29 protein-coding genes, 2 tRNA genes and 1 riboswitch are annotated in these 25267 nt (G+C 64.7%); of the genes, 23 read left to right on the top strand and 8 right to left on the bottom strand.

The features are described from left to right. Positions 1 to 23: 23 nt before the first annotated feature. From RMO95_RS03065 to RMO95_RS03020, 10 genes are all read left to right on the top strand, one after another. Positions 24 to 764: a beta-ketoacyl-ACP reductase gene (locus RMO95_RS03065; protein ID WP_310449120.1), complete on the top strand. Its 741-nt coding sequence runs from the start codon at positions 24 to 26 to the stop codon at positions 762 to 764. Positions 765 to 844: 80 nt separating this feature from the next. Then, positions 845 to 1585: a beta-ketoacyl-ACP reductase gene (locus RMO95_RS03060; protein ID WP_310449119.1), complete on the top strand. Its 741-nt coding sequence runs from the start codon at positions 845 to 847 to the stop codon at positions 1583 to 1585. 97 nt (positions 1586 to 1682) lie between these two features. After that, on the top strand, positions 1683 to 2240 hold the full coding sequence (gene phaR, locus RMO95_RS03055) for a polyhydroxyalkanoate synthesis repressor PhaR (protein WP_310449118.1): 558 nt from the start codon (positions 1683 to 1685) through the stop codon (positions 2238 to 2240). Positions 2241 to 2370: 130 nt separating this feature from the next. Further along, complete coding sequence (locus tag RMO95_RS03050) at positions 2371 to 2658, top strand: DUF6516 family protein (RefSeq protein WP_310449117.1); 288 nt, start codon at positions 2371 to 2373, stop codon at positions 2656 to 2658. Beyond that, positions 2655 to 3008: a hypothetical protein gene (locus RMO95_RS03045; RefSeq protein ID WP_310449116.1), complete on the top strand. Its 354-nt coding sequence runs from the start codon at positions 2655 to 2657 to the stop codon at positions 3006 to 3008. The genes RMO95_RS03050 and RMO95_RS03045 overlap by 4 nt, the downstream gene beginning before the upstream one ends. A 14-nt stretch (positions 3009 to 3022) precedes the next feature. Then, positions 3023 to 4381, top strand: coding sequence for a 30S ribosomal protein S12 methylthiotransferase RimO (gene rimO, locus RMO95_RS03040; protein WP_310449115.1), 1359 nt, complete (start codon positions 3023 to 3025; stop codon positions 4379 to 4381). Positions 4382 to 4393: 12 nt separating this feature from the next. After that, complete coding sequence (gene rssA / locus RMO95_RS03035) at positions 4394 to 5290, top strand: patatin-like phospholipase RssA (RefSeq protein ID WP_310449114.1); 897 nt, start codon at positions 4394 to 4396, stop codon at positions 5288 to 5290. After that, entirely contained in the window at positions 5287 to 6690 is a 1404-nt protein-coding gene (locus RMO95_RS03030; protein WP_310449113.1) for an FAD-binding oxidoreductase, read from the top strand. The genes rssA and RMO95_RS03030 overlap by 4 nt, the downstream gene beginning before the upstream one ends. 59 nt (positions 6691 to 6749) lie before the next feature. Next, positions 6750 to 6825, top strand: a tRNA-Ala gene (locus RMO95_RS03025). A gap of 8 nt (positions 6826 to 6833) precedes the next feature. Then, positions 6834 to 6909, top strand: a tRNA-Glu gene (locus RMO95_RS03020). Positions 6910 to 7054: 145 nt separating this feature from the next. On the opposite strand, the gene RMO95_RS03015 is transcribed toward RMO95_RS03020, so the two are convergent. From RMO95_RS03015 to RMO95_RS03005, 3 genes are all read right to left on the bottom strand, one after another. Continuing rightward, on the bottom strand, positions 7055 to 7486 hold the full coding sequence (locus tag RMO95_RS03015) for a type II toxin-antitoxin system VapC family toxin (RefSeq protein ID WP_310449112.1): 432 nt from the start codon (positions 7484 to 7486) through the stop codon (positions 7055 to 7057). Beyond that, positions 7486 to 7740: a type II toxin-antitoxin system prevent-host-death family antitoxin gene (locus RMO95_RS03010; protein WP_310449111.1), complete on the bottom strand. Its 255-nt coding sequence runs from the start codon at positions 7738 to 7740 to the stop codon at positions 7486 to 7488. The genes RMO95_RS03015 and RMO95_RS03010 overlap by 1 nt, the downstream gene beginning before the upstream one ends. 314 nt (positions 7741 to 8054) lie before the next feature. Next, positions 8055 to 8579 carry a hypothetical protein gene (locus RMO95_RS03005; RefSeq protein WP_310449110.1) on the bottom strand — a complete coding sequence of 175 codons (525 nt, stop codon included), beginning with the start codon at positions 8577 to 8579 and terminating at the stop codon, positions 8055 to 8057. Between the two features lie 819 nt (positions 8580 to 9398). Between RMO95_RS03005 and RMO95_RS03000 the strand changes: the two genes are divergently transcribed. Both RMO95_RS03000 and RMO95_RS02995 read left to right on the top strand, forming a co-directional pair. Further along, on the top strand, positions 9399 to 9833 hold the full coding sequence (locus RMO95_RS03000) for a thioesterase family protein (protein ID WP_310449109.1): 435 nt from the start codon (positions 9399 to 9401) through the stop codon (positions 9831 to 9833). 27 nt (positions 9834 to 9860) lie between these two features. Next, complete coding sequence (locus tag RMO95_RS02995; RefSeq protein ID WP_310449108.1) at positions 9861 to 10754, top strand: MaoC family dehydratase N-terminal domain-containing protein; 894 nt, start codon at positions 9861 to 9863, stop codon at positions 10752 to 10754. Positions 10755 to 10766: 12 nt separating this feature from the next. On the opposite strand, the gene cobC is transcribed toward RMO95_RS02995, so the two are convergent. Genes cobC through cobT form a run of 3 tightly spaced genes read right to left on the bottom strand, consistent with a single transcriptional unit; the run spans position 10767 to position 13155 of the window. Then, entirely contained in the window at positions 10767 to 11321 is a 555-nt protein-coding gene (cobC, locus tag RMO95_RS02990) for an alpha-ribazole phosphatase (RefSeq protein ID WP_310449107.1), read from the bottom strand. Beyond that, positions 11306 to 12073: an adenosylcobinamide-GDP ribazoletransferase gene (locus RMO95_RS02985; protein WP_310449106.1), complete on the bottom strand. Its 768-nt coding sequence runs from the start codon at positions 12071 to 12073 to the stop codon at positions 11306 to 11308. The genes cobC and RMO95_RS02985 overlap by 16 nt, the downstream gene beginning before the upstream one ends. After that, a complete protein-coding gene (gene cobT / locus RMO95_RS02980) occupies positions 12073 to 13155 on the bottom strand; it encodes a nicotinate-nucleotide--dimethylbenzimidazole phosphoribosyltransferase (RefSeq protein ID WP_310449105.1) in 1083 nt (360 codons plus the stop codon). The genes RMO95_RS02985 and cobT overlap by 1 nt, the downstream gene beginning before the upstream one ends. A 73-nt stretch (positions 13156 to 13228) precedes the next feature. Next, positions 13229 to 13433, bottom strand: a riboswitch (cobalamin riboswitch). A gap of 106 nt (positions 13434 to 13539) precedes the next feature. Between cobT and RMO95_RS02975 the strand changes: the two genes are divergently transcribed. From RMO95_RS02975 to RMO95_RS02960, 4 genes are read left to right on the top strand one after another with little or no spacing between them, the layout of a single operon-like run. Beyond that, positions 13540 to 13932 carry a DUF6516 family protein gene (locus RMO95_RS02975; protein WP_310449104.1) on the top strand — a complete coding sequence of 131 codons (393 nt, stop codon included), beginning with the start codon at positions 13540 to 13542 and terminating at the stop codon, positions 13930 to 13932. Between the two features lie 2 nt (positions 13933 to 13934). Further along, positions 13935 to 14312, top strand: coding sequence for a MarR family transcriptional regulator (locus RMO95_RS02970; RefSeq protein ID WP_310449103.1), 378 nt, complete (start codon positions 13935 to 13937; stop codon positions 14310 to 14312). Between the two features lie 13 nt (positions 14313 to 14325). Continuing rightward, positions 14326 to 14877, top strand: a complete 552-nt coding sequence (gene cobU, locus RMO95_RS02965; RefSeq protein ID WP_310449102.1) for a bifunctional adenosylcobinamide kinase/adenosylcobinamide-phosphate guanylyltransferase — start codon at positions 14326 to 14328, stop codon at positions 14875 to 14877. Positions 14878 to 14924: 47 nt separating this feature from the next. After that, positions 14925 to 15725, top strand: a complete 801-nt coding sequence (locus RMO95_RS02960) for an alpha/beta fold hydrolase (protein WP_310449101.1) — start codon at positions 14925 to 14927, stop codon at positions 15723 to 15725. On the opposite strand, the gene RMO95_RS02955 is transcribed toward RMO95_RS02960, so the two are convergent. After that, positions 15726 to 16445: an FFLEELY motif protein gene (locus RMO95_RS02955; RefSeq protein WP_310449100.1), complete on the bottom strand. Its 720-nt coding sequence runs from the start codon at positions 16443 to 16445 to the stop codon at positions 15726 to 15728. A gap of 114 nt (positions 16446 to 16559) precedes the next feature. Here RMO95_RS02955 and RMO95_RS02950 point away from each other — a divergent pair, with 114 nt between their 5' ends. The 4 genes from RMO95_RS02950 to RMO95_RS02935 are packed head-to-tail and all read left to right on the top strand — an operon-like array spanning position 16560 to position 21069. Further along, on the top strand, positions 16560 to 18005 hold the full coding sequence (locus RMO95_RS02950) for a coniferyl aldehyde dehydrogenase (protein WP_310449099.1): 1446 nt from the start codon (positions 16560 to 16562) through the stop codon (positions 18003 to 18005). Positions 18006 to 18010: 5 nt separating this feature from the next. Then, positions 18011 to 18541: a twin-arginine translocation signal domain-containing protein gene (locus RMO95_RS02945; RefSeq protein WP_310449098.1), complete on the top strand. Its 531-nt coding sequence runs from the start codon at positions 18011 to 18013 to the stop codon at positions 18539 to 18541. After that, positions 18538 to 20148, top strand: coding sequence for a GMC family oxidoreductase (locus RMO95_RS02940; RefSeq protein WP_310449097.1), 1611 nt, complete (start codon positions 18538 to 18540; stop codon positions 20146 to 20148). The genes RMO95_RS02945 and RMO95_RS02940 overlap by 4 nt, the downstream gene beginning before the upstream one ends. A 9-nt stretch (positions 20149 to 20157) precedes the next feature. Then, a complete protein-coding gene (locus RMO95_RS02935) occupies positions 20158 to 21069 on the top strand; it encodes an esterase/lipase family protein (RefSeq protein WP_310449096.1) in 912 nt (303 codons plus the stop codon). Between the two features lie 165 nt (positions 21070 to 21234). Here RMO95_RS02935 and RMO95_RS02930 read toward each other — a convergent pair whose 3' ends face one another. Next, positions 21235 to 23220, bottom strand: a complete 1986-nt coding sequence (locus tag RMO95_RS02930) for an SDR family oxidoreductase (RefSeq protein ID WP_310449095.1) — start codon at positions 23218 to 23220, stop codon at positions 21235 to 21237. A gap of 207 nt (positions 23221 to 23427) precedes the next feature. On the opposite strand from RMO95_RS02930, the gene RMO95_RS02925 reads away from it, so the two are divergent. From RMO95_RS02925 to RMO95_RS02915, 3 genes are all read left to right on the top strand, one after another. Then, a complete protein-coding gene (locus RMO95_RS02925) occupies positions 23428 to 23925 on the top strand; it encodes a phasin family protein (RefSeq protein ID WP_310449094.1) in 498 nt (165 codons plus the stop codon). 92 nt (positions 23926 to 24017) lie between these two features. After that, complete coding sequence (locus RMO95_RS02920; protein WP_310449093.1) at positions 24018 to 24668, top strand: TetR/AcrR family transcriptional regulator; 651 nt, start codon at positions 24018 to 24020, stop codon at positions 24666 to 24668. A gap of 16 nt (positions 24669 to 24684) precedes the next feature. Then, the coding region (locus tag RMO95_RS02915) for a hypothetical protein (RefSeq protein WP_409574920.1) at positions 24685 to 25267 on the top strand (583 nt) is incomplete at its 3' end.

Below are 25267 nucleotides of genomic sequence, written 5' to 3'. Positions count from 1 at the left end.
ACAAAAAAAGAGAGGACAGGAAAATGCTAAGAGTTGCGTTGGTAACCGGAGGAATGGGCGGCCTCGGCGAGGCGATCTGCATCAAGCTGGCGGCGCTTGGCTACAAGGTGGTGACCACCTACAGCCCCAGCAACACCAAGGCGCAGGAATGGCTGCGCACCATGAACGACATGGGCTACGGCTTCAAGGCCTATCCCTGCGACGTGGGTGATTTCGACTCGTGCAAGGCCTGTGTCGACCAGGTGACGAAGGACGTCGGTCCGGTCGAAGTGCTGGTGAACAACGCCGGCATTACGCGCGACATGACGTTCAAGAGAATGACCAAGGCCGACTGGGACGCGGTGATCCACACCAACCTCGACTCCTGCTTCAACATGACCAAGCAGGTGATGGACGGCATGTCGGAGCGCGGCTGGGGTCGCGTCATCAACATCTCGTCGGTGAACGGGCAGAAGGGCGCCTTCGGCCAGACCAACTATTCGGCGGCCAAGGCCGGCATGCATGGTTTCACCAAGGCGCTGGCGCTGGAAGTGGCGAAAAAGGGCGTCACCGTGAACACCATTTCGCCGGGCTACATCGGCACCAAGATGGTCATGGCGATCCCGCAGGAAGTGCTGGAGAGCAAGATCCTGCCGCAGATTCCGCAGTCGCGCCTGGGCAAGCCGGAAGAGGTCGCGGGCCTGGTGGCCTACCTGTCGTCCGAAGAGGCGGCTTTTGTCACGGGCGCCAATATTTCAATCAACGGCGGTCAGCACATGTACTGATCGCCGCGGACCGAAGTTGGCGGCTTGCAGCGCGTCTTCGGTCCGCAAAAGGTTTTTTAGTCGGATAGGAAGTTTCAAAAATGGCAAAGAAAATTGCATTGGTAACGGGCGCGATGGGTGGGCTGGGCACGGCGATCTGCAAGGCGCTGTCGCAAAGCGGGTTCACCGTGGCAGCGAACTGCCTGCCGAATTTCCCGCCCAAGGACGAATGGCTGGCGAAAATGAAGGCGGAAGGTTTCGATTTCATCGCCGCCGAGGCGGATGTGACCGATTACGATGCCTGTGCCGCGATGGTCAGGAAGATCGAGGCGGAAGTCGGCCCGATCGATGTGCTGATCAACAACGCCGGCATCACGCGCGACTCCGTGTTCAAGAAGATGGACAAGGGCCAGTGGGATGCGGTGCTGTCCACCAACCTCGACTCCGTGTTCAACGTGACCCACCAGGTGTTGCCGGGCATGGCGGATCGCGGCTGGGGCCGCGTCATCAACATGTCGTCGGTGAATGGCATCAAGGGCCAGTTCGGCCAGGCCAACTACTCGGCGGCCAAGGCCGGCATCCTCGGCTTTACCCGCGCGATTGCCGCCGAAGTGGCGAAGAAGGGTGTAACGGTGAATGCCATCGCTCCCGGCTATATCGGCACCGACATGGTCATGGCGATCAAGCAGGAAGTCCGCGACTCGATCGTCGCCACGATTCCGGTCGGCCGCCTCGGCAAGCCGGAAGAAATCGGCGCGCTGTGTGCCTATCTGGTGTCGGATCTCGCCGGCTACATGACGGGTGCAACCCTGAACATCAACGGGGGACTGCACTACTGCTGATCCGCACCGAGCTTGGTCGATAGAGCGCCCCGCTCCGGCGGGGTCCTCCGCAGTTGGCACCTTGGTAGTAAAATGTATTTCCATGGAGGGGAGCCCAATGGCCGCACAGAGCCGACTTATCAAGAAGTATCCGAATCGCCGCTTGTACGATACGCGCACCAGCACCTACATCACGCTGGCCGACGTCAAGGAACTGGTGCTTGCCCACGAGGCGTTTCAGGTGGTGGACGCGAAGTCGGGTGACGATCTGACGCGTGCCATCCTGCTGCAGATCATTCTCGAAGAGGAAGCCGGCGGAGCGCCGATGTTCTCTTCCGATCTGTTGTCGCAGATGATTCGCTTCTACGGCAATGCGATGCAGGGCATGATGGGCAACTACATCGAGAACAACATCAAGTCCTTCACCGAGGTGCAGGCCAAGCTCAAGGAGCAGGCCAAGGTCCTGTATGGCGGCGAAACCGCTGGCGACAGCAGCCAGGATCTGTGGGCGCAGTTCCTCAAGTTCCAGGGACCGGCGATGCAGCACATGATGGGCACCTACGTCGAGCAGAGCCAGAAAATGTTCCAGCAGATGCAGGACACCATGCAGGAACAGACGCGCAAGATTTTCCCGGGCATTTACGTCAAGCCGGAAGAAAAGGCCGAGAAGAAGTAAGCCCAGGGTCTTTGCGACACCGATACAAGAGGGCTCTTGCGGGAGCCCTTTTCATTGGCGTGCGCGGCGAGCGCATTCGATGCGGGTATGTCGCTTGACGCCATAATCGCCCTATGGCAAAGTACGCCATATGAAGGCGACGCGAGCGTTCTACGACCGAGGCGAGTTTCCGGATGGCGCCATTGTCGAAATGACGATCTGGAAGGTTCCCGAGCCGGTGTCGGGTAGTGCTCACGCTTTCAAATACAGCCTGTTCTACGGATTTCCCGACAAGCGCCTCGTTGGCTACGACAACGAGCGCGGCAAAGGCGATCATAGGCATATCCAGGATCGTGAAGAACGCTATGCCTTTTCGTCCGTGGAACAGCTGGTTTCCGATTTCCTGTCCGATGTGCGGCATGTGCGAGGTGAATCATGAGCGAAACTGTCCGGCTTCATGTGGGTTCCATCGAGGAGATGGGGAAGCGCTTCGCCGGTGCGTGGCATCGGCTTGAGCGCGGCAAGACGGTCAAGGAAACCCATCTGACTTTCTTCAGTCTCGAAGCCATGATGTCGACCCTCTCGCCCAAGCGTCTTGAACTGTTGAAGCATGTCCATCGGCATCCGGCGGGTACCGTGTCGGAATTGGCCAAGACGCTCGGGCGGGATTACAAGCGGGTGCATGACGACGTTTCGGCGTTGGCCCATGCGGGGCTGATCGTGCGCGACGAGAATGGAATCCGGGCTCCCTACGACAGCGTACAGGCCATCGTGTCGCTCGACGCCTGAGTTTGCTTACAACCATGAAACGGAAAAAGAAGATACCTACCGTCGGCTTCGTTTCGCTGGGCTGTCCCAAGGCGGCCTCCGACGCGGAACAGATCCTGACCCGGCTGCGCGCCGAAGGTTACGAAATCTCCGGCAGCTATGACGGCGCCGACCTGGTGGTGGTCAATACCTGCGGCTTCATCGATGCGGCGGTCGAGGAATCGCTCGACGCGATCGGCGAAGCGCTGGCCGAAAATGGCAAGGTCATCGTCACCGGTTGCCTCGGCGCCAAGAAGGATGCGGCGGGCAACGACGTGGTCCGCGCCGCCCACCCCAAGGTGCTGGCCGTTACCGGGCCGCACGCGATGCCCGAAGTCATGGCGGCGGTGCATCAGCATCTGCCTCCGAGGTTGCCAAATGAGCACGATCCCTTCGTCGATCTGGTGCCGCCGCAGGGCATACGCCTGACGCCCGACCATTACGCCTACCTGAAGATTTCCGAAGGCTGCAACCACCGTTGCAGCTTCTGCATCATTCCCTCGCTGCGCGGCGACCTGGTGTCGCGTCCGATCGGCGAGGTGCTGCGCGAAGCCGAAGTGCTGGCCGAGGCCGGCGTCAAGGAACTGCTGGTGATCTCGCAGGACACCAGCGCCTATGGCGTCGACGTCAAGTACCGTACCGGCTTCCATGGCGGCCGGCCGGTGAAGACGCGGCTGCTGGAACTATGCAGCGAACTCGGCAAGCTCGGCCTCTGGGTGCGCCTGCATTACGTCTATCCCTATCCGAGCGTCGACGACCTGATTCCGCTGATGGCCGAAGGCAAGATTCTGCCTTACCTCGATGCCCCTTTCCAGCACGCCAGCTCACGTATTCTCAAGCTGATGAAACGGCCGGCCTCGGCGGAGAAGGTGCTCGACCGCATCGCGGCCTGGCGCAGGGAAGTGCCGGATCTCGCCATCCGCAGCACCTTCATCACCGGCTTTCCCGGCGAGACCGAGGCCGAGTTCAACGAGCTGCTGGATTTCCTCGACGAGGCCCAGCTCGACCGCGTCGGCGCCTTTTCCTATTCGCCGGTCGCGGGCGCCAGCGCCAACGAACTGCCCGGCGCGCTGCCCGAGGGCCTGCGCGAAGAGCGCAAGGCACGTTTGCTGCGCCATCAGGAAGACATCTCGACCCAGCGCCTGGAGCGCAAGATCGGTCGCCGCATCAAGGTGCTGGTCGACGAGATCGACGAGGACGGCGCGATAGCCCGTTCCGAGGGCGACGCGCCGGATGTCGACGGTCTGGTCTACGTCACCGACGGCCATGACCTCGAAATCGGCGAGTTCGCCGAGGTCAGCGTCATCGACTGTGATGTGCACGACCTCTACGCGACGCTCGCAGCTCCCGACTGAAGCACTACCGTCATGAAGCCGAAGCTGGGTCTCGCCCTCGGTAGCGGTTCGGCGCGCGGCTGGGCCCACATCGGCGTCATCCGCGCGCTGGCGGAAGCCGGCTATGTGCCGGATGTCGTCGCCGGCTGTTCGATCGGCGCCTTCGTCGGCGCGGCCTATGCCGACGGCGACCTCGACCAACTGGAAGGCTGGGTCGACGGGCTGGCCTGGAAGGAAGTGCTGAGCCTGATCGACGTCAGTTTTTCCGGCGGCCTGATCAAGGGCGAGAAGCTCATCGAATTTTTTCAGCGGCATTTCGTCGACAAGGAATTTTCCCGCCTGCCGCTACCCTTCGCCTGCGTCGCCACCGATCTCGCGACAGGGCGCGAGGTCTGGCTGCGCGAGGGTTCGGTGGCCGGCGCCGTGCGTGCCTCGATCGCCTTGCCCGGCCTGTTCACGCCGGTTCTGCACAACGATCGCCTGCTGGTCGATGGCGGCCTGGTCAACCCGGTTCCCGTCTCCTTGTGCCGTGCCATGGGCGCCGACGTCGTGATCGCCGTGGATCTGGGCTCGGACCGCATGGGCGGTGGTGCGCGCCACAAACCGGTCGTGGCCGCGCGAGCCGATGCCACCGGCGACGACCAGGAACCCGGCTGGGCAGCCCGGCTGCGCAAGACCTTCAGCCGGCCGCGCCTGGCCAACGGCGACTTGCTGCCGTCGATGGCCGGCGTGCTGTCGACCAGCATCCACATCATGCAGATGCGCATCGCCAGGAGCCGCCTGGCCGGCGAACCGGCCGACGTGCTGCTGACGCCGCGCCTGGGCCACCTGGCGCTGATGGATTACCATCGCGGCTCCGAAGCCATCGAGGAGGGGCGCGCCGCCGTGATCCGCATGCTGCCGACGCTCGAACACGCGCTTTCCGCATGAATGCACTGATCGCCGAATTGCAGGAACTGCTGGGCGAGCGCCATGTGCTCACCGCCGCCGACGATGTCGCGCCGTTTTGCCGCGACTGGCGCGGCCGCTATGCAGGCAGCGCGCTGTGCGTGGCTTTGCCCGGCAGCACTGAAGAAGTCGCCGCCGTGGTGCGCGCCTGCGCCGCGGCCGGCACCGCCATCGTGCCGCAGGGCGGCAATACCGGGCTGTGCGGCGGCGCTACGCCGGTGGGCGGCGAGCTGGTGGTCTGTTTGCGGCGCCTGAACCGCATCCGCGCCGTCGATGCCGACAACAACTCGATCACCGTCGAGGCCGGCTGCACCCTGCAGGCAGTGCAAGAAGCCGCGGCCGAAGTCGATCGCCTGTTCCCGCTGTCGCTGGCGGCCGAGGGCAGCGCGACGATCGGCGGCAATTTGTCCACCAATGCCGGCGGCGTCCAGGTGCTGCGCTACGGCAACGCCCGCGAGCTGACCCTGGGGCTGGAAGTAGTGCTGGCCGACGGCCGCATCTGGAACGGCTTGCGCGCGCTGCGCAAGGACAACACCGGCTACGACCTCAAGCACCTGTTCATCGGTGCCGAAGGCACCCTGGGCCTGATCACGGCGGCGACGCTGAAGCTGTTTCCGCGCCCGCGCACCCACGCCACGGCCTGGGTCGCGGTGCCCGATCCGGCGGCCGCGGTGCGCCTGCTGGGGCGCCTGCGCGATGCCGCGGGCGACAACGTCACGGCCTTCGAGATTGTCAGCCGTCCGGCGCTGGACCTGGTGCTCAAACACATTCCGAATGCGCGCGACCCGCTTGCCGGCAAGCCGGCGTGGCAGGTACTGATCGAACTCAGCGGATCGGGTAAGGTACGCGACGACCTGTCCGCCACGCTGGAACAAGCGCTGCAAGCCGCCGCGGAATCAGGCGTCATCGACGACGCCGTGCTGGCCGCCAGCGAGGCGCAGACGGCCGCGCTGTGGGCGCTGCGCGAGAATGTGTCGGAAGCGCAGAAGATCGAGGGCGTGTCGATCAAGCACGACATCGCGGTGCCGGTTTCACGCATCGCCGAATTCATCGCGAGCGCCGATGCCGCGTTGCTGGCCGCTTTTCCGGAAGTGCGCATCGTCTGCTTCGGCCACATCGGCGACGGCAACCTGCATTACAACCAGTCGCGGTCCGATGCCCAGTCCAATGCCGACTTCATCGCCCAGACCGCGGCCGTCAACCGCATCGTGCATGACCTGGTGCATCGGCTCGGCGGCTCGATCTCCGCCGAACACGGGCTGGGGCAGCTGAAGCGCGAGGAAGTCCTGCGCTACAAGAGCGAGACCGAGATGGACATGATGCGCGCCGTGAAACAGGCGCTGGATCCGCGCGGCCTGATGAACCCCGGCAAGCTGCTATAGAAGATCGCTTTAGGGCTTTACAGGCGGCCTTCACCTCCATATAATGCGCGCTCTCTTGTGGGGGTATAGCTCAGCTGGGAGAGCGCTTGCATGGCATGCAAGAGGTCCGCGGTTCGATCCCGCGTACCTCCACCAAACGATAAGTCCCTATCGTCTAGAGGCCTAGGACAATACCCTTTCACGGTATGAACCGGGGTTCGAATCCCCGTGGGGACGCCAGCACCACCAAACGCCTGACTCCGACCGGAGTCAGGCGTTTTTTTATGCCGAGGATTTTCTTGCTGGAGCTAGCTTGTGGCGCTGGAGAATGCCTACACCATGGTTGCCGCAGAGCAGCAGCACCGGGCAAGCCACTGGCAGGCATTTACGAACCGGGCGATTGTGCCGCTTCCGGTCTGACAACCCCAACGCCCGACTTTTCAGCGGCGATTCTCAAATTTTCATCCTGGGCAGCAATCGGAAGTTTCAGACGCATGGCCAGTTCGAGATAGGCGGCATCGTAACTGCTCAGGTTGTAGCGCAGAGCCAGCGCCATGTTTTCGGCGGGATCGGGTACGTCGGCGTGGACGATCAGCGACAGCCCGGCCTGAATCTGCATGATCTCCCGGGCGCGCTCTTCGGTGATCTTCTTGCCGGTCAGCGCCTTGCGCACCACGTTCGAGAATTCCAGCGGCCACAAGGCAGGGACATGGGCCACGTCGCTGGCCAGTTGGTCGAGCATTGCATCGGTGTAGTCGGTGGCCTGGCTGCTGAGGTGCCAGCCGATAACGACAGAGTTATCGACTACAAAGGGCATCAGTCCCGGCCCTCTTCAATGGCGGCGCGAAGGTCAACCCCGTCGACGGGAGCGGCCTTGCTGGCCGCGCGGCAGCGGGCAATCAAGGCACGGCGCAACTTGTTTGCGGCCTCGCCTTGTTGCGCCTTGTGATAGGGCACGATGAGGGCAATCGGTTCGCCCCGCTTGGTGACGGTGAATTCCTCTCCATGCTCGACAGCGGCAAGGATTTCCGAGAGGCGGGATTTGGCTTCGAAGATGGCGACGGTTTCCATGGCGGCCCTTTGGTGATCTGGCTAGCCTGATTATAGGCCAGGCCCGATCGGGCCGTCGATCGCGCTGCGGCCGGTCAATCCAGCAGTCTGGACGGCCAAATCCTGAGAACGAATGACCCTTGTGGCGGGATTTTGGAAGGTGGGGAATTGCTTGGTTCGCCGTGGGGATGCCAGCACCAGACGCCTGACGCTGACCGGGGCTTGGCGTTTTTCATGCTACGGATTTTCTTGGTGGAGCCAGTTTATGGCGCTGGAGATTACCTACACCATATCTACCGCACGGTGGCAGCACCGGGCAAGCCACGAGCTAGCATTTACGAACCGGTCGATTGCGGCGCTGGGACAGTGACCTTGACGGTTGCAACTGCCTTCTTATCCATGTAGTCATTGAACGTATAAAGACTTACGCCTGCACCAATCCAGAATGCAATAAATGAAGTCCACCCGAGAATTGTGCCTATGCTGGCAGTCTTGAATCTAATACGATGGCGCTCATGGACAGCCTCCACATCGAGTTGATTTGTGTTGAATAATCGCTGGTCATCGCCGAGGGAGCGTGTTATCCAACCTAGGCGCCGCAGTCCTAACGCAATTCCCAATCCGGCTGCAAAGAGCCCACAGAGAAATGCGCAGATCGCCAAAGTGATGAGCCAACTGGAATAACTGGCCGTAGCCGCAAATGTCGCCACCGCGGCGACGCCACCGCTATTCGTGCCGACCAGATATGTGATCGCATGGCTTTCAATTGTCACGGTGTTGGAACTGCAACGCGCCCATTCAGTGCTTGCCCATTGATAAAAGCTTTGCACCTGCGTGGGATCCATTTGCGATCGCTTCATGTGATTCTCGCTTGGGTGGGTTGCATGGCAGGCCGGGGCACGAAGGCCCCGGATACTACTAGACTTAACTACGCTTTTTGGTAGGTGCCGGCTTCGGAGCCGGAATGCGTACGCGCTCGGTTTCAGTCGTGTTCGGGTGCGTCTTGACGTAAGACGGTTTCACGAACTGACCGAGAACCGACGAGCGATGTACCACGCGAGTAGTGGTCTTGGCGGTCATGGCGGTGTTCCTTTCTGGCATTGCCGTGCAGAGAGAATGCCCCGGTACCATATTTGCCTGCCCTTGCACAAGGTCTGTCGCCTTTGCTAAATTGGCAGTTCTTCAAGTCGGGTAACCGGCTTTTCCGCCTCGACCGGACCATCCGGCCGGGGCGTTTCTCTTTAATCGGCCGCCTGTCGACGGCCGATAGATGAAGTATACCGGTTTCGCTCACGCAATCAACGTGGACAAGATGTGGAAAATCTGTGGAAAACAAGTGGTTACCGTTCCGTCTAGTGGCTAACCTTATATTGCCTACTATATATAGTAGGTGTCACCGGAAAAGTTGATCACGCTACCTTCTGGTTTCTGGACGTTTGAAACGGCACAACCCACGCGAAGTTGGGTTAGGTCGGCTACTTGTGGCGACGCAAGCATCAAGCACCTGATCCCACAATCAAATCAGATGCGTTTTTTGCCCGCTGGGACTGCCCTGCCATCGTCTCCCGTGCGTGGTGACTGCGTGTCCGTCGATGCAGCTAAAATTCGAACACCTCCTTTACCTGAACAGCGGGCGGGCCGCGGTCGAGGTTACTTGGCCAGACCTGCCCGAAGTCACCATGGCACGCATCTCCCTGCAGTTTCCCGACGACCAGTTTTGCTATTCGACGGATCTCACGGTCCGCATCACCGACATCAACGGCGCCAACCATCTCGGCAACGATTCGATGATCTCGATGATCTCGGAGGCGCGGGCGCGCTTCCTGTTCGACTTCGGCGTCGAGGAAACCACCGACGACCAGATCATCGTCACCGACCTCGCCACCACCTATCTGGCCGAGGCCTATACGCGCGACGAGCTGCGCTTCGAGGTCGGCGTCATGGATTTCAACAAGTACGGCGGCGACATCATTTTCCGCGTCACGCGGCCGGCCGATGCGACGCTGATCGCCATGGCCAAGTCGGGCTTCGTCTTCTTCGACTATCGGGCGAAGAAAGTGGTGGCCATGCCCGAGTTCTTCGCCTCCAAGTTTCCGCGGGTCAATCGGCTCTAGGCGGCCAGCCCGGCGATGCTGGAAAACATGGACTCGCAGACACTCGATCACTTGCGCTCCTGGGTCGGTCGGCGGGAACAGGTCGACGACCTGATCGCGCCTTCCAGGGTGGCCGCGCTGGCGGCGACGCTGGATCGCGACGACCCTGCGCCGCTGCCGGGCGATGCGCTGCCGCCGCCCTGGCACTGGACGCTGTGCGTGGCCGCGGCGCGCCAGTCGGCGCTCGGCCCCGATGGCCATCCGGCGCGCGGCGGCTTCCTGCCGCCGGTGCCGCTGCCGCGCCGCATGTGGGCCGGCGGCCGGCTGACGTTTCCGCAGCCGCTGCGTGTCGGCGAGGCCGTGCAGCGCCGCTCGCAGGTGCTCTCGGTCGACCACAAGAGCGGGCGCTCCGGCGATCTGGTCTTCGTCCTGGTGCGCCATGAATTCCACGGTGCGCACGGACTGGCGGTCACCGAAGAGCACGACATCGTCTACCGTGAGCTGCCGAGCGCCGTGTCGGACTCTGTCTGCCGGGGATTCCGCTTCGCGGGCCGGCAAGCGCCAACTCTTGCTGCGGCGCCCGCAAGCTGCGCCTGGCAGCGCGAGATCGTGCCCGACGACGTGCTGCTGTTCCGCTATTCGGCGCTGACCTTCAACGGCCATCGCATCCACTACGATCGCCGCTATGTGACCGAGGTCGAGGGCTATCCCGGCCTCGTCGTGCATGGTCCGCTGATCGCCACGCTGCTGCTCGACCTGCTGCGGCGGAACCTGCCCGGCGCGGCCATCGCGGCGTTCGAGTTCAAGGCCCACAAGCCGCTGTTCGACATCGCGCCGTTTTCTGTCCATGGCCAGCCCGAGGGCGACGGCAAGACCGTCAGGCTTTGGGCGACGGATGCCGAAGGCTGGCTGGCGATGAGCGCCAGCGCCAGCCTGGCCTGAATCCCGTCGGCATCAGGCGCGGCCGCTTGCCGCGGCAGCATCCTGGTCGGTGAGCGTGACGCGGACCACGCTTTCATAGTCGAAGCTGAGCGCCATCCAGCGCCGCGCCGGCAGACCCTGCGCCTGACCGACGATGACTTTCATCACGCCCGCATGGGTCACCAGCACGGCGCTTTCCAGGCCCTGCTGGCGGACGTCGGCGAGGAAGCCATGCACCCGGCGCTGCAGTTCGCCGACCGATTCGCCCTGCGGCGGCCGATAGCCGAGCGGATCGGCGGCCCAGCCGTCCAGCGCCTCACGCTGTATCCGGTCCCAGGGGCTCATTTCCCAGACGCCAAAGTGCATTTCCTGCAGCCGCGCATCGCTTTGAGGAGCCGGATGCAGGGCCTGCGCCAGTTGCGCGCAGCGTTGCAGCGGGCTGGTGAAGACAGGCAACTGCGGCGGCAGTTGCACGGCGATGCGCGCCGCGGCGGCGGCAACGTCTGCCGCCAGCGCCAGGTCGGTGCGGCCGTAGCAGACGCCGGCGGCGACCTGCGGCGCGGGGTGGCGGATCAGGTAAAGCTGCACAGCAGCCCCAGGTAGAAGGCCACTTCGCCGAGTTGCTGCGCGGCGCCGAGGCAGTCGCCGGTGTAGCCGCCGATGCGGCGCACGAAGTAGCGCGCGGCGAGCAGCGTACTCAGGGTCACCGCCGCCAGCGCCGTCAGCACTTCGGCCAAGGGCAGCAGCAGGCAGGGCGCGAGGCCGCACAGCGCCGCGACGGCGAGTTCATGCGGCGCCATGCGCTGCGCCAGCGGCTTGGACTTCGAGCTGTCGTCGTCGCGCACGTAGTCGAGGAAATAGATCAGCACGGTCGAGGCCAGGCGAGACACTGCGTGACCGGCGACCAGCGCGATGGCGAGAAAGGGCGGGCCGAGACCGGCGTCGAGCTCGGTCAGCGCACTCCATTTGGTGAGCAGGATCAGGCCGACGCCGAGCGCCGCGTAGCTGCCGATGCGCGAGTCCTTCATGATCGTCAGCACCTGCGCCTTGTCCCAGCCGCCGCCGAAGCCGTCGCAGGAATCGGCGAAGCCGTCCTCGTGGAAGGCGCCGGTGGCGAGTATCGTCGCCGCCATGCCGAGCAGCACGGCGACGCCGATCGGCAGCGCCAGCGCCGCGAGTTCCGTGACGCCGGCGCCGATGATGCCGACCAGGATGCCGATCAGCGGGAAGTAGCGCGCCGCATGGTTGAGCTGGTCCTGTCCATGGCCGACCCAGGCCGGCACCGGCAGGCGCGTGAAAAAGCGCAGCGCGGCGAAGAAGTATTCCAGCTCGCGCTTCATCAGCTTTTCTCGCTGACTCCGGCCGACTCGAAACTCGCCATCTCGTTCATGAAGGCGCAGGCGGCGTTCAGGAGCGGCAGCGCCAGCGCCGCGCCGGTGCCCTCGCCCAGGCGCAGGCCGAGGTCGAGCAGCGGCTGGCCCTTGAGCCAAGCGAGCTGCAGGCGGTGGCCGGCCTCGTTCGAGCAGTGCGCGAAGACGCAATAGTCGAGGATCGCCGGCGACACCTGGGCGGCGACCAGCAGCGCGCTGGTGACGATGAAGCCGTCGATCAGCAGCGTCATGCGCGCTTCGGCGGCGGCCAGCATCGCGCCGGCCAGCATCGCGATTTCGAAGCCACCGAAACGGCTCAGGATGCGAAGCGCATCGTCTGGCGCAACGCCGCTGGCGGTGGGCCGTTCCGGCCAGAAGGACAACGCCTGCGCCAGCAGCGCGCGCTTGCGTTCCAGCCCGGCGTCGTCGAGCCCGGTGCCGCGCCCGACGCAGTCGGCCAGCGGCAGGCCGGTGATGCAGTGGGTCAGCAGCGAGGCGGCGGCGGTGTTGCCGATGCCCATTTCGCCGAAGCCCAGCGCATTGCAGCCGGCGGCGGCGAATTCGCGCGCCAGACGGGCGCCGTTGTTCATCGCCGTGGCGCACTCGGTCTCGCTCATGGCTGCGCCTTCGAGATAATTCGCCGTGCCGCCAGCGCCAACTTTCGCATCGACCAGCCCGTCGCGCGGACCGAATTCATGCGCCACGCCGGCATCGGCCACCACCAGCGTCATGCCGGCCTGGCGCGCCAGGACGTTGATCGCGGCGCCGCCGGCAAGAAAGTTTTCCACCATCTGCCAGGTGACTTCCTGCGGGAAGGCCGAGACGCCGGCTTTCGCCGCGCCGTGATCGCCGGCGCAGACCAGCACGTGCGGAAGGGCGATGCGCGGCGAAAGGCTCTGCTGGATCAGGCCGAGCTGCAGGGCCAGGCTTTCGAGGCGGCCGAGCGCGCCCAGGGGTTTGGTCTTCTGGTCGATCTTGTGCTGCAAAGCGGCGCTCAGGGCGCGATCCAGCGGGGCAATCTCAAAGCGGGGAAATACTTGCGGGGAACGCATCCGATTCATCCTTTTTTCATAAGCGGCGCGGCCTTGTCCCGCGCGTCCAAACGCGGCACAAGCCCGCACCACGGGCTTGATGAAAATCATCGGTCGGTCTTCTGGCTCCCGGATCGTCCTTGGCTTGCGCCTTCCCGGATTTTCATCCAGTGGCATATTGCAAGCTTCGTCCCCGGTCACAGCGGCGGGCCCGCCACGGAATGAGGTATCAACCTGTCACCGTGTTCCCAGGAGGCTTCATGCAACATGAGGCCTCCACCGAATCGCGGCGAATTATGGGGCCTGGCACCGACATCTGCAACAGTCCATCAGCGCGCTGCTTGCCGCGGCGGATGCGGCACCCACAGCATTGCACATCATATCGATGGCTGATATGATGTGCCTATGGATTTGCCGGAGTACGCGCTCGAACTTCTGTTGGCCTACGATGGCCGGGTACATTATTTCGCCAGCGGGCATACGCTGAGATTTGAGGTACGGCAGATCGAGAAATCGGCCAGGGCGCCTTACGGCATTGCGTATTCGTTGACTTTGCACGCACCCGACAGAACGCGATTGCTGGGTTTCGACAACGCACATTCGGTGCCTCATCGGGGCGGGCGCTACGTAAAACGGAAGCTCGAAGCCGATCACTGGCACCGCACGGCGAGCGACGAAGGCCGTCCCTACGACTTCGTTTCGGTCGAGACGCTGCTTGAGGATTTTTTCAGGGAAGCCGAGTGCACCTTGAACGAGCAGGGCGTGAGCTTTGAAATTGTGGATGAGCAGGAGGAATGACCATGGGACTCAAGATTCAATCGATGAAACAACTCAAGGCGGAAATGCTTGCCGTCGCCAAGGGCACGCGCCAGCCTCCCGTCGATGCCGGACAGATGTCGTTCGATTCCGTGGAGGCGGTAATGCGCTTGCTGACCCCGGACAACCGGCAACTGCTCGCGGTGATCGAGAACAGCAAGCCGGCATCGGTTGCCGACCTTGCGCGCCTGGTCGGCCGCGCCGAATCGAATGTCAGCCGCACGCTGAGCCGGTTGGTTGCCGGAGGTTTCGTGCGCCTCAAGCCGGGCGCCGGCAAGGCCAAGGTGCCGGAAGTCGCGATCCACCGACTGACGGTGGATATCGACGTCTGCCGTTTCGAGGATCGAGTGGCGGTGGCCTGAGCGGCGACGCCCCATGATCGAACTCATTCTTGGCGGCGCCCGTTCGGGCAAGAGCGCACTGGCCGAGCAGCGCGCGGCCGAGTCCGGCCTGGCCGTGAGCTACATCGCCACGGCGCAGGCCGGCGACGCGGAAATGGCGCGGCGCATCGCCCATCATCAGGCGCGCCGAGCGCAGCACTGGGTGTTGGTGGAGGAACCGCTGCATCTCGCCGCGGCGCTGAACGACCATGCCGCGGCCGACCGCTGCCTGCTGGTGGATTGCCTGACCCTGTGGCTGACCAACCTGCTCTATGCCGGCTCCGCCGCGCAGCAGGCCGAGGCCGGCGAAGCCGTGAATTGCCCGCTGCTGGCTTTCGAGACCGCGGCACTGCTCGACTGCCTGCCGAATCTGCCCGGCCGCGTGATCCTGGTCAGCAACGAGGTCGGACTGGGCATCGTGCCGCTGGGCGCCGTGACGCGCCTCTATGTCGACGATGCCGGCCGCATGAACCAGTCGATTGCCCGCATCGCGCAGCGGGTGACGTTCGTCGCGGCCGGCCTGCCGCTGGAACTCAAGGGCGGCTGAGGCCGGTCATGCCGTCCGATTTTTCGAACGCCCCGAAGGAGAAGCAAATGTTTGGAAGCGCATGCAAGCACATGGCATGGGTTCTCGCCATGATTGTCGCCGGCATCGTCCAGCCGGCTGCCGCCCAGTTGCCGGGCATCGGCATCGTCATCATGCATGGCAAGGGCGGCTCGCCGACCAAACACGTGGCGGATCTGGCTGCATCTCTCGAAGGCAAGGGATACCTGGTCGCCAACCTCGACATGCCCTGGTCCGGGCAGCGCGATTACGATGCGAACGTCGCGGCGGCGGAAAAGCAGGTGGAATCCGCACTCGAGAGCCTGCGCGCCAAGGGAGCGGCGAAACTGTTCGTCGCCGGCCACAGCCAGGGCGGGCTTTTTGCGCTTTATTTCGGCGGCAAACATCCGGTCGATGGCATCGTCGCGATAGCCCCGGGCGGCAGCGTCGGCAGCCCGATCTTCCGCGAGAAGCTCGGCGCCGCGGTGGCCCAGGCCCGCCAGCTGGCCGCCGACGGCAAGGGCGATGAGAAAGCCCGGTTGCTCGACTTCGAAAGTTCCCGCGGCACCTACCCGATTGTCGCCACGCCAGCCAATTACCTTGCCTGGTTCGATCCAGACGGCGCAATGAACCAGGTGATCGCCATGAAGAACATGAATCCGAAAGTTCCGGTCCTGTTCATTGCGCCGAAGGGCGACTATCCCGGTCTGCAGAAAATCAAGCAGTCCATGTTCGACGCCTTGCCGCGGCATCCGCTGACCAAACTCTACGAGCCCGACGCGACGCACCTCGGGGCGCCGTCCGCGTCGCTCGACGAAATACTGCGCTGGACCCGCGAAGCGGCGCGCTGATTACACCGGATAACTCGCGTCCGGATTGGCAAACAGCTCCCGCATCAGTGCCGTCTCCCGCGCGCCGACGATGGCGAGGAATTCGTCGGCGCCCTTCATGCGGCTGAAGGCGTCGTAGCCGCCCTGCAGAAATCCGTGCAGTGCTTCCAGCCCGGCCAGATGCGCGGGGCCGCTCATGAGTTTGAGCGAGTAGCGGACCAAGGGCATGCGCGTCAGGCGGTCCAGGGTCTTGCCGATCTGGTCGACCAAGGCGATCTGCAGTTCGCGATCCTCGCGCCGCCCGCAACTGCGATAGGCAGCGACATAGGCGGGCCAGTCGATGGCGCGGTTGCGCCCGGCCTTGCGCAGGGCCAGCACCATCGCCGTGTCGAGCGACTCGGACAGCGTATCCATCTTCACGGCTTCGAGCAGCGTGGCCAAGGCGCGCGCCGGCAGCACATGGACCATGAGGGGTACGACGCGCGCCAGTTCCTCGTCGCGCGTGCGGAAATCCTTGGGACCGTAAAGGTCGCTGAGGAAGAACTCGGCTGCCGGTTTGTAGCGTGCGCTGGCCAGCAAATCGGCGTAGCTGTGGGCGAGGCGGGCCGCCTGGTATTCCTTCAGGTGCGGATAATCCTCGGCGCGCGGATCGTCGGCCCGCGCCGCGCGCAACTCGCGCGCCTCGGCGATGCAGGTCGCCAGTTCGTGGCCGATCGCGTCCTTGTCGAGGTGTTCATCCATGGGCGGATTATCCATCCCGCACAAGGGGCTTCGTTAGAGTGCCTTGCCTAATCGGAGGCTGCCCGCGCGCCTAAACTACGGCAATATGCTGTGCCCATCCAGGAGGAGCTTGGAATGACCGCGATCGAACCGGCAGCACATCAATCGGCGCCTCATGCCGCTGGGGCTGAAGCCTACAAGAACCTCTTCGCGCGCATGCACGCCGCGACCCGGCGCAGTTCGAGCGTCGAGCGCGGCCTGCGCGAGGCGCGCCTCGACGCGCTGGCCGCCCTGGTGCACGACAACGCCGAGCGTTTCGTCGACGCGATCTCGGCCGACTTCGGCCATCGCTCCGCGCACGAAACCCGCTTGCTGGAACTCTTCCCCAGCCTCGAATCGATACGCCACAACCGCTCCCACGTCGGCGCATGGATGAAGCCGCAGCGCAAGGCGGCGTCGATCTGGTTCCGCCCGGGGTGGGCGCAGATCATCCCGCAGCCGCTGGGCGTGGTCGGCATCATCGTGCCCTGGAACTACCCGCTGTTCCTCGCCGTGTCGCCCCTGGCTGCGGCCCTGGCGGCGGGCAACCGCGTCATGGTCAAGATGTCGGAATTCACCCCGCGCACCGGCGAACTGCTGGCCGAACTGGCGGCGAAGTACTTCGCCGCCGACGATGTCGCGGTGGTGCTGGGCGATGCGGCGGTCGGCGCGGATTTCGCCCGCCTGCCCTTCGACCATCTGTTGTTCACGGGATCGACCAAGGTCGGCCACGACATCATGCGCATGGCGGCCGACAACCTGACGCCGGTCACGCTGGAACTCGGCGGCAAGTCGCCGGTGATCCTCGGCCCCGACTATCCCTTGCAGAAAGCGGCCGAGCGCATCATGGTCGGCAAGCTGCTGAACGCCGGCCAGACCTGCATCGCGCCCGACTACGTGCTGGTGCCGGCGGGGCGTGAGCAGGCTTTCGTGGACGCCGCGCGCGCGGTGGTGGCCAGGTGCTTCCCGGCCATGGCAAGCACGCCGGATTACACCGCGATCGTCAACGACCGCCACTACCAGCGCCTGCAGGGCTACGTCGCCGACGCCGAGGCGCGCGGCGCGCGCCTCGAGCCGCTGTCGACGGCGGCCGCCGATGCCGCCCGGCGCAAGCTGCCGCCGCTGGCGCTGCTGAATGTCGACGACAACATGCGCGTGATGCAGGACGAAATCTTCGGCCCGCTGCTGCCTATCCTGCCCTACACCGACCTCGACGCCGCCATCGACTACGTCAACCAGCATCCGCGCCCGCTGGCGCTGTATTGCTTCGAGAACGACGCGGGACGCCGCGACCGCGTGCTGCACGAGACGATCGCGGGCGGCGTCACGGTCAATGACACCATCCTGCACATCGCGCAGGAGAACCTGCCCTTCGGCGGCGTCGGCCCCAGCGGCATGGGCCATTACCACGGCAGCGAAGGCTTCAAGACCTTCTCCAAGCAGAAGGCGGTGTTTTACCAGTCGGGGCTCAACGGCATGTCGCTGTTCAATCCGCCCTATGGCGCGCTGTTCGAGCGCCTCACCAAATTCCTCATTCGCTGATGGCGATGTTCAGCCGACGCCAATTCATCAAGACCGGCATCGCCGGCGCGCTGCTGCTGGCCGCCGCGGCGATGTTGCAGAAGCCGCTGGATCGTGCCGGCAAGCAGGCGCTGGTGGCCGGCAATCCGCTTGATGCCTCCATGCGCACGGTGGTTCCGGTGATCGCACCGGTGATACTGCTGGGCGTCTTTCCGTCCGGCGCCGACCGCGCCGCGGCGCTGGAGCGCATCACCAAGGGCGTGGCGCTGGCGGTCGGCGCGTTGAGCGCCGCGTCGCAAAAGGAAGTGGCGGAACTCTTCGCCCTACTGGCCTTCGCGCCGACCCGCATCGCAGTGGCCGGCCTCACGCCGTCCTGGGATCAGGCCGGCGTGGCCGACATCGAAAGCTTCCTGCGGCGCTGGCAGCACAGCCGCCTCGACCTGCTGAAAAGCGGCTATCAGGCGCTGCACGATCTGGTGCTCGGCGCCTGGTATGCCGATCCGCAATCCTGGGCGGCGATCGGCTATCCCGGTCCTCCAGTGCTGGTGAAATCATGATCAGGGACCCCTACCCGGAAGGCATCGCGCGCGGCTGGAAAATCGTCGACGCGGCGCGGCTGGAAAGCGACCGCGAGGATGAGGCCGACGTGGTCATCGTCGGCAGCGGCGCCGGCGGCGGCATCAGCGCCGAGATCCTGGCCAGGTCGGGCCTCTCCGTGATCGTCGTCGAGGAAGGCCCGCTGCGCTCCACCGCGGATTTCCACATGCGCGAGGCCGAGGCCTACCCGCAGCTCTACCAGGAATCCGCGGCGCGCAAGACGGCCGACAAGGGCGTCAACATTTTGCAGGGGCGCTGCGTCGGCGGCTCGACCACGGTCAACTGGACCAGCAGCTTTCGCACGCCGCCGGCCACGCTGGAGTTCTGGCAGCGCCAGTTCGGCCTCGCCGACTACACGCAGGAAGCCTTGCTGCCCTGGTTCGAGATGGTCGAGCGGCGGCTGTCGATCAGCGCCTGGTATGTGCCGCCGAATGCCAACAACGAGCTGCTGCGCACGGGCGCGAGCAAGCTCGGCATCGCCACCCAGGTCATACGGCGCAACGTCAATGGCTGCTGGAACCTCGGCTACTGCGGCACCGGCTGCCCGACCAATGCCAAGCAGTCGATGCTGGTGACCACCTTGCCGGCCGCGCTCGATCACGGCGCGACGATCTATTCCGGCCTGCGTGCCGAACGCCTGGTGCTGAGCGGGGACCAGGTTACGGCCCTCGAATGCCGCGCCATGGATGCGGCCGGCATCCATCCGCAGGCGCGCCGCGTGCTGCTGCGGGCGAAACATTTCGTGCTCGCCGGCGGCGCCATCGGCAGCCCGGCGCTGCTGCTCCGCAGCGCCGCGCCCGATCCCTCGGGCCAGCTCGGCCGGCGCAGCTTCCTGCATCCGACGGTGATCAGTTCGGCGCTGATGGACTCCGTGGTCGCCGGTCACGCGGGCGCGCCGCAAAGCCTGTATTCCGATCACTTCCTCGACAAGCTGCCGATCGACGGCCCGCTCGGTTACAAGCTCGAAGCGCCGCCGCTGCATCCGGTGCTGTTCGCCACCACGCTGCAGGGCTTCGGCGCGGGCCATGCCGCCCTGATGCAGCAGTTCAACCACGCCCATGTCTTGCTCGCGCTGCTGCGCGACGGCTTCAATCCCGCCAGTCGCGGCGGCCAGGTGCGCCTGCGTGACGACGGCACGCCGCTGCTCGACTACCCGCTCGACGACGTCATCTGGGACGGCGCCCGGCGCGCCTTGCTCTCCATGGCCGAGATCCAGTTCGCGGCGGGTGCGAAGAAGGTCTACGCGGTGCACGAAGAGTGCGCCGGCTGGGACAGCTGGGCGGCGGCGAAGCAGGGCATCGCGCAGCTGCCGATGCAGTTGCTCTCGATGCGCGTGGTCAGCGCTCACGTCATGGGCGGTTGCGCCATGGGTCCGGATGCCGCCAGATCGGTGGTCGATGCGCGCGGGCACCACCACCAGCTGGGCAACCTGACGGTAGCCGACGGTTCGCTGTTCCCCACCAGTATCGGCGCCAATCCGCAGCAGTCGGTGTATGGCATCGTCGCGCGCAACATCTCGGCGCTGGCCGGGGCGCTCGCCGGCCGCGCCGCGGCGCCGCTGGTCTGAGAGTTGGCGATGGCGGCACGGCAACTGCGCTGGCTGCTGTGCGGCGAACTGCTGTTCTACACGCTGCTGGGCAACTGGCTGGTGTCGCGCGGCGGCTGGACGCCGCTGCAGGCGGTCTGCCTCGGGCTGGCAGGCGCTCTCGGTATGCGCCTGTACTTCGTGCTGCTGAGCTTCGGCCTGATGCTGGGGGGTGAGCGCAGCGTGCCCACGAGTCTGCGCATCGGCCCGCTGCAGGCGCTGCGCATGGTGTTGGAAGAATATGCGGCATTGATTCTGCTGTTCACCGTGGTGCAGCCTTTCGAGAAGTTCTGGTTGGGGCCGGACCGGCTCGGCCACTGCGCCGCCCGGCGCACGCCGCTGTTGCTGATCCACGGCTACCAGTGCAACCGCGGCTTCTGGTTCTGGTTGCGGCGCAAGCTCGAAGCCGCCGGCTGGACCGTGGCCACGCACAACCTGGAGCCGGTGTTTGCGGATATCGACGGCTACGCTGACGGCATCGCGCGGCGCATCGACGAGGTGCTGACGGCGACCGGGGCGGCGCAGCTGATCCTGGTCGGCCACAGCATGGGCGGGCTGGCCATCCGCGCCTACCTGCGGCGCCACGGCAAGGCCAGGGTGGCGCGCCTGATAACGCTCGGTACGCCGCATCGCGGCACGCGCCTGGCGCGCCTGGGGCCGGGCAGCAACGCGCGCCAGATGCGCCTCGGCAGTTCCTGGCTGACCGAGCTCGCGGCGCGGGATGTCCTTCCGCAAGGCTCGATGTCGATCTACAGCGGCCACGACAACTACGTCTACCCGCAGGAAGCCGCCACGCGGCTGGACGGCGCCGCCCATGTCGCCATCAGCGGCGTCAGCCATCTGGGTATGGCAATTTCACCCCGCCTGCTGGGAAAGCTGCGCGAGGTGCTGGAGTCGCCGTGAGGCAGGAGCCGATCGGCCGCGCAAATGTCGAAACGCTGTAGGGCCGACTTCAGTCGGCCAAGGTGGACGGCGCGGTAGGGCCGGCTTCAGTCGGCCAAGGTGGATGGCGGACTGAAGTCCGCCCTACGTCCGCCCTTCAGCCCCACGACTACTCCATACGCCACTCTAGAAGTGAATGCCGCGCATGATCTGCGTAAACGCGATCTGGTCGGCCGAGGGCATGGCCGGCGCTTCACCCTTGCCCTTTGCCGCCGACGAGTCGGGGAACATCCGGTAGGTGGTGTTCATGATGATCTGCGCCACGCGCGGCGCCGCCGCATGCAGCACCTGGCCGAAGATGCCGAGCCGCGTCGCGATGCGCACCGGCCGGTTCACGATGGCATCCACGATCATGTCGCCGGCATCGTCCGGGGTCAGGGTCGGCACGTGGTCATAGAGCTTGGTCGGGGCGATCATCGGCGTCTTCACCAGCGGCATGTTGATGGTGGTGAACTCGATGCCGCGATCGACGAACTCTGAAGCCGCGCAGCGCGTCCAGGCGTCCAGCGCGGCCTTCGAGGCGACGTAGGCCGAGAAGCGCGGGGCATTGGTCAGCACGCCGATCGATGAGATGTTGATGACGTGGCCGGCGCGCTTGTCGAGCATCTTCGGCAGCAAGCCCATGGTCAGGCGCAGCGAGCCGAAGTAATTGACCTGCATGGTGCGGTCGAAATCGTGCATGCGGTCGAAGGAGTTCTCGATGCCGCGGCGGATCGAGCGGCCGGCGTTATTCACCAGGATGTCGACGCCGCCATGCTCCGCGATGACGCGACGCACCACCTCGGCGCATTGCGCTTCATCCGCGACGTCGGCGGAGTAGGGGATCAGCGTGAGTCCCTGCGCCTTGGCTTCGGCCACGGTTTCGTCCAGCTTTTCCTTGTCGCGCGCGACGATGACGGTGATCGCACCGGCCGCGGCGATCTTGAATGCCGCCGCCTTGCCGATGCCGCTGGAGCCGCCGGTGATCAGCACCACCTTGCCGCCGACGCGGCCCTTCAGGCTGCGGTCGATGAACAGGTCGGGGTCCATGCGGCGTTCCCAGTAGTCCCACAGCTTCCAGGCGTAGCTGTCGAGCGATGGCACCGAGATGCCGCTGCCGGCCAAGGCTTTCTGGGTTTCCTTGCAATCGAAGCGGGTCGGGTAATTGATGAACTGCATGATGTCTTCGGGCAGGCCGAGATCCTTCATCACGGCGTTGCGGATGCGGCGCACCGGGGTCAGTGCCATCAGCGACTTGCGCACGCTGCGCGGGACGAAGCCGAGCAGCGCGGCGTTGATGCGCATTCCCATCTCCGGCGCATGGCCGGCGCGGGCGAAGATGTTGAGCACGTCGCCGACGCGCATCGGGTGCGGATCGGTGAGGTGGAAGCAGCGGCCGTCGAGATTCTTCTGGTGCGAGAGATAGGCCAGGGCGTCGACCACGAAATCGACCGGGACGATGTTGATGCGGCCGCCTTCGAGGCCGATGCTGGGCATCCAGGGCGGCAGCATGCCGCGCATTTTCTGGATCAGCTTGAAGAAATAGTAGGGGCCGTCGATCTTCTCCGCTTCGCCGGTGCGCGAATCGCCGACCACCACGCCGGGGCGATAGACGCGCCAGGGAGTTTTGCATTCGGCGCGCACGATGCGTTCGGATTCGTGCTTGGTGCCGAAGTAGGGATGGTCGAGGTTCTCGGCTTCCTCGAACATGTCTTCGCGGAAAATGCCCTCGAACAGGCCGGCGGCGGCAATCGAACTGACGTGGTGGAAGCAGCCGGCGTCGATCTGCTGCGCCAGTTCGACGGCATGGCGCGTGCCATCGACGTTGGCCGCCATCTGGTCTTCGGCGCTGGCCTTCAGGTCATACACGGCGGCGAGGTGGTAGTAGTGATCGACCTTGCCCTTGAGCTTCTTGAGCTCGGCCTTGCCGACGCCGAGGCCGGGTTGGCGCAGGTCGCCGACGACGGGGACGGCGCGGCTCTTGTCGGTCTGCCAGAAGTCGTACAGCGCCTCCAGGCGTTCGGGGCTCTTGTCGCGGGTGAGGAAGTAGACGGTGGCTGCCGGTTTTTCCAGCAGTTTGGCAACCAGTCGCTTGCCGATGAACCCGGTCGCCCCGGTAACGAAATAGTTCATTGCTGCCTCCTCGTTATTGTTTGAACTGCGGCCTGATGGGGTGTGCGTATGCGGAATGATACAGAAGCCGAAGCCTAAGCGGGTTTGGCGCCGGTCATTAGTGTGACCTCTCTAATCGGACTCGCTAGACTCGCCTTCATGGCAGGCAGGGCGTCTGCCGCGGTCTCGACGCCGGGGCCCATGACTTAGTCATTTCAGGAGATTTTCATGGTCAAGAAACTCGTGGTAAAGAAACTCAAATCCGTCGGCAAGGACAGTCAGCTTTCCGCCACCATTCGCGAATCCGCTCAGCAGATCTGGCTGGCCGGACTCGGCGCCTTTGCCAAGGCGCAGGAGGAAGGCAGCAAGGTGTTCGATGCGCTGGTGCGCGAGGGCGAGACGATCCAGAAGACAACCCGCAAGGTGGCCGAAGAGAAGGTTACGGAAATGGCATCCAAGGCGACCGGCACCTGGGACAAGCTGGAACAGGTATTCGAGAATCGCGTCGCCCGTTCGCTGCACAGCCTGGGCGTGCCGACCAGGGACGACGTCGCGGCGCTGAGCAAGCGCGTGGCCGAGTTGCAGGCCGCGGTGGACAAGCTCGGCACGGCCGCGAAGCCGAAGGCCGCGGTTGCCAAGCCAGCCGCCAAGCCTGCGGTGGCAACGAAGAAGGCCGCGCCCCGGAAGGCAGCAGTGCGGAAGCCCGCGACCAAGCTGGATTCCTGAACGGAATGGCGGCGTCGGGCGCCGTGCCGCCCGACGCCGGGCCGGGCGCTGGTTTCTGCTATCCTCGCCGGACTGTTCGGGACTGGTGATCGATGAGCGAAAAGAAGCCCAAGCGCCGCACGCGCGAGCGCATCCTGGAAACTTCGTTGACGCTGTTCAACGAATTCGGCGAGCCGAACGTCACGACCCAGCTGATTTCCGATGAAATGGGCATCAGCCCGGGCAATCTCTATTACCACTTCCACAACAAGGACGAGATCATCGAGTCCCTGTTCGCCGATTTCGAGCGCGGCATCGAGGAAACCCTGGCGGCGCCGACGCGGCGGCCGCCGAACGTGGAGGACATCTGGCTGTTCCTGCACCTGGTATTCGAGGGCATATGGCAGTACCGCTTCCTTTACCGCGACATCAACGAACTGCTGTCGCGCAACCGGGTGCTCGAAACCCACTTCAAGCGCATCGTCGCCCATAAAGTTCATACCGCCGCGGTGATTTGCCGCGGCCTGGTGTCGACCGGCGACATGCGGGCCAGCCCGGCGGAAATCCAGGCGCTGGCGATCAACATGACCGTGGTGGCGACTTACTGGCTGTCGTTCGAGTTCGTCAGCGACCCGCGCAAAAAGATCGACGGCAAGAGCCTGGCGCGTGGCGCCTTCCAGGTCATGGCGCTGGCCGCGCCCTACCTGACGGGGCATTCGCGCGAGCTGTTCGTGGAACTGTCGAAGAACTACCTAACTGACTGAGCGGAGGAGACCCATCATGGCAAAGGCGGCCTGGAAGAAATTTCCGTATGCGGACAAGGCTTATGTTTTCACCGGTGCGGCACTGAAGAAAAACTGGGAGCGCCTGCATCGCGGCGACCGCGAACCCTTCCCGGCCGACGCCGAGGTACAGGAGGCGTGGCGCCTCCATCATCAGGGCGAATTCCACAAGGCCTTGGAGGCCGGGCTGGCGGCCGGCATCGACGGCTACAACGCGGCCAACAAGGCGGCGATGATCTATGCCAACTACATCGAGACGGACGACAAGCGCAAGCTGACGCTGTTCCAGGAGATATCCTCGCGCTGCGAGGAACTGCAGCAGGTGCAGCCGAAGAACGCCAATGCCTATTACATCCAGGCCTATGCGCTGGGCCGCTACAGCCAGGGCATCTCGGTGATCAAGGCGCTGGCGCAGGGCCTCGGCGGCAAGATCAAGGCGGCGCTGGAAACCGCGCTGAAGCTCGACCCCAAGCACGCCGACGCGTACAGCGCGCTGGGCGCCTACCATGCCGAGGTGGTGGACAAGAGAGCCGGCCCCAGGAAATCGGACAGCGAGATGAGTGATAGCCTTGCCCAAGCAA

Origin of the sequence: Sulfuritalea sp. (assembly GCF_031426875.1) — a bacterium.
In the GTDB taxonomy this organism is placed as follows: Bacteria; Pseudomonadota; Gammaproteobacteria; order Burkholderiales; family Rhodocyclaceae; genus Sulfuritalea.
The sequence above is the reverse complement of the archived record's forward strand: the minus strand, read 5'-3'. Positions and strand labels throughout refer to the sequence as shown.

What these genes read in the sequence shown, in the direction of transcription:
- RMO95_RS03065 (WP_310449120.1), top strand. Translation starts at nt 24, where the DNA reads ATGCTAAGAGTTGCGTTGGTAACCGGAGGAATGGGCGGCCTCGGCGAG.
- RMO95_RS03060 (WP_310449119.1), top strand. Translation starts at nt 845, where the DNA reads ATGGCAAAGAAAATTGCATTGGTAACGGGCGCGATGGGTGGGCTGGGC.
- phaR (WP_310449118.1), top strand. Translation starts at nt 1,683, where the DNA reads ATGGCCGCACAGAGCCGACTTATCAAGAAGTATCCGAATCGCCGCTTG.
- RMO95_RS03050 (WP_310449117.1), top strand. Translation starts at nt 2,371, where the DNA reads ATGAAGGCGACGCGAGCGTTCTACGACCGAGGCGAGTTTCCGGATGGC.
- RMO95_RS03045 (WP_310449116.1), top strand. Translation starts at nt 2,655, where the DNA reads ATGAGCGAAACTGTCCGGCTTCATGTGGGTTCCATCGAGGAGATGGGG.
- rimO (WP_310449115.1), top strand. Translation starts at nt 3,023, where the DNA reads ATGAAACGGAAAAAGAAGATACCTACCGTCGGCTTCGTTTCGCTGGGC.
- rssA (WP_310449114.1), top strand. Translation starts at nt 4,394, where the DNA reads ATGAAGCCGAAGCTGGGTCTCGCCCTCGGTAGCGGTTCGGCGCGCGGC.
- RMO95_RS03030 (WP_310449113.1), top strand. Translation starts at nt 5,287, where the DNA reads ATGAATGCACTGATCGCCGAATTGCAGGAACTGCTGGGCGAGCGCCAT.
- RMO95_RS03015 (WP_310449112.1), bottom strand. Translation starts at nt 7,486, where the DNA reads ATGCCCTTTGTAGTCGATAACTCTGTCGTTATCGGCTGGCACCTCAGC.
- RMO95_RS03010 (WP_310449111.1), bottom strand. Translation starts at nt 7,740, where the DNA reads ATGGAAACCGTCGCCATCTTCGAAGCCAAATCCCGCCTCTCGGAAATC.
- RMO95_RS03005 (WP_310449110.1), bottom strand. Translation starts at nt 8,579, where the DNA reads ATGAAGCGATCGCAAATGGATCCCACGCAGGTGCAAAGCTTTTATCAA.
- RMO95_RS03000 (WP_310449109.1), top strand. Translation starts at nt 9,399, where the DNA reads ATGGCACGCATCTCCCTGCAGTTTCCCGACGACCAGTTTTGCTATTCG.
- RMO95_RS02995 (WP_310449108.1), top strand. Translation starts at nt 9,861, where the DNA reads ATGGACTCGCAGACACTCGATCACTTGCGCTCCTGGGTCGGTCGGCGG.
- RMO95_RS02985 (WP_310449106.1), bottom strand. Translation starts at nt 12,073, where the DNA reads ATGAAGCGCGAGCTGGAATACTTCTTCGCCGCGCTGCGCTTTTTCACG.
- cobT (WP_310449105.1), bottom strand. Translation starts at nt 13,155, where the DNA reads ATGCGTTCCCCGCAAGTATTTCCCCGCTTTGAGATTGCCCCGCTGGAT.
- RMO95_RS02975 (WP_310449104.1), top strand. Translation starts at nt 13,540, where the DNA reads ATGGATTTGCCGGAGTACGCGCTCGAACTTCTGTTGGCCTACGATGGC.
- RMO95_RS02970 (WP_310449103.1), top strand. Translation starts at nt 13,935, where the DNA reads ATGGGACTCAAGATTCAATCGATGAAACAACTCAAGGCGGAAATGCTT.
- cobU (WP_310449102.1), top strand. Translation starts at nt 14,326, where the DNA reads ATGATCGAACTCATTCTTGGCGGCGCCCGTTCGGGCAAGAGCGCACTG.
- RMO95_RS02960 (WP_310449101.1), top strand. Translation starts at nt 14,925, where the DNA reads ATGTTTGGAAGCGCATGCAAGCACATGGCATGGGTTCTCGCCATGATT.
- RMO95_RS02955 (WP_310449100.1), bottom strand. Translation starts at nt 16,445, where the DNA reads ATGGATGAACACCTCGACAAGGACGCGATCGGCCACGAACTGGCGACC.
- RMO95_RS02950 (WP_310449099.1), top strand. Translation starts at nt 16,560, where the DNA reads ATGACCGCGATCGAACCGGCAGCACATCAATCGGCGCCTCATGCCGCT.
- RMO95_RS02945 (WP_310449098.1), top strand. Translation starts at nt 18,011, where the DNA reads ATGTTCAGCCGACGCCAATTCATCAAGACCGGCATCGCCGGCGCGCTG.
- RMO95_RS02940 (WP_310449097.1), top strand. Translation starts at nt 18,538, where the DNA reads ATGATCAGGGACCCCTACCCGGAAGGCATCGCGCGCGGCTGGAAAATC.
- RMO95_RS02935 (WP_310449096.1), top strand. Translation starts at nt 20,158, where the DNA reads ATGGCGGCACGGCAACTGCGCTGGCTGCTGTGCGGCGAACTGCTGTTC.
- RMO95_RS02930 (WP_310449095.1), bottom strand. Translation starts at nt 23,220, where the DNA reads ATGAACTATTTCGTTACCGGGGCGACCGGGTTCATCGGCAAGCGACTG.
- RMO95_RS02925 (WP_310449094.1), top strand. Translation starts at nt 23,428, where the DNA reads ATGGTCAAGAAACTCGTGGTAAAGAAACTCAAATCCGTCGGCAAGGAC.
- RMO95_RS02920 (WP_310449093.1), top strand. Translation starts at nt 24,018, where the DNA reads ATGAGCGAAAAGAAGCCCAAGCGCCGCACGCGCGAGCGCATCCTGGAA.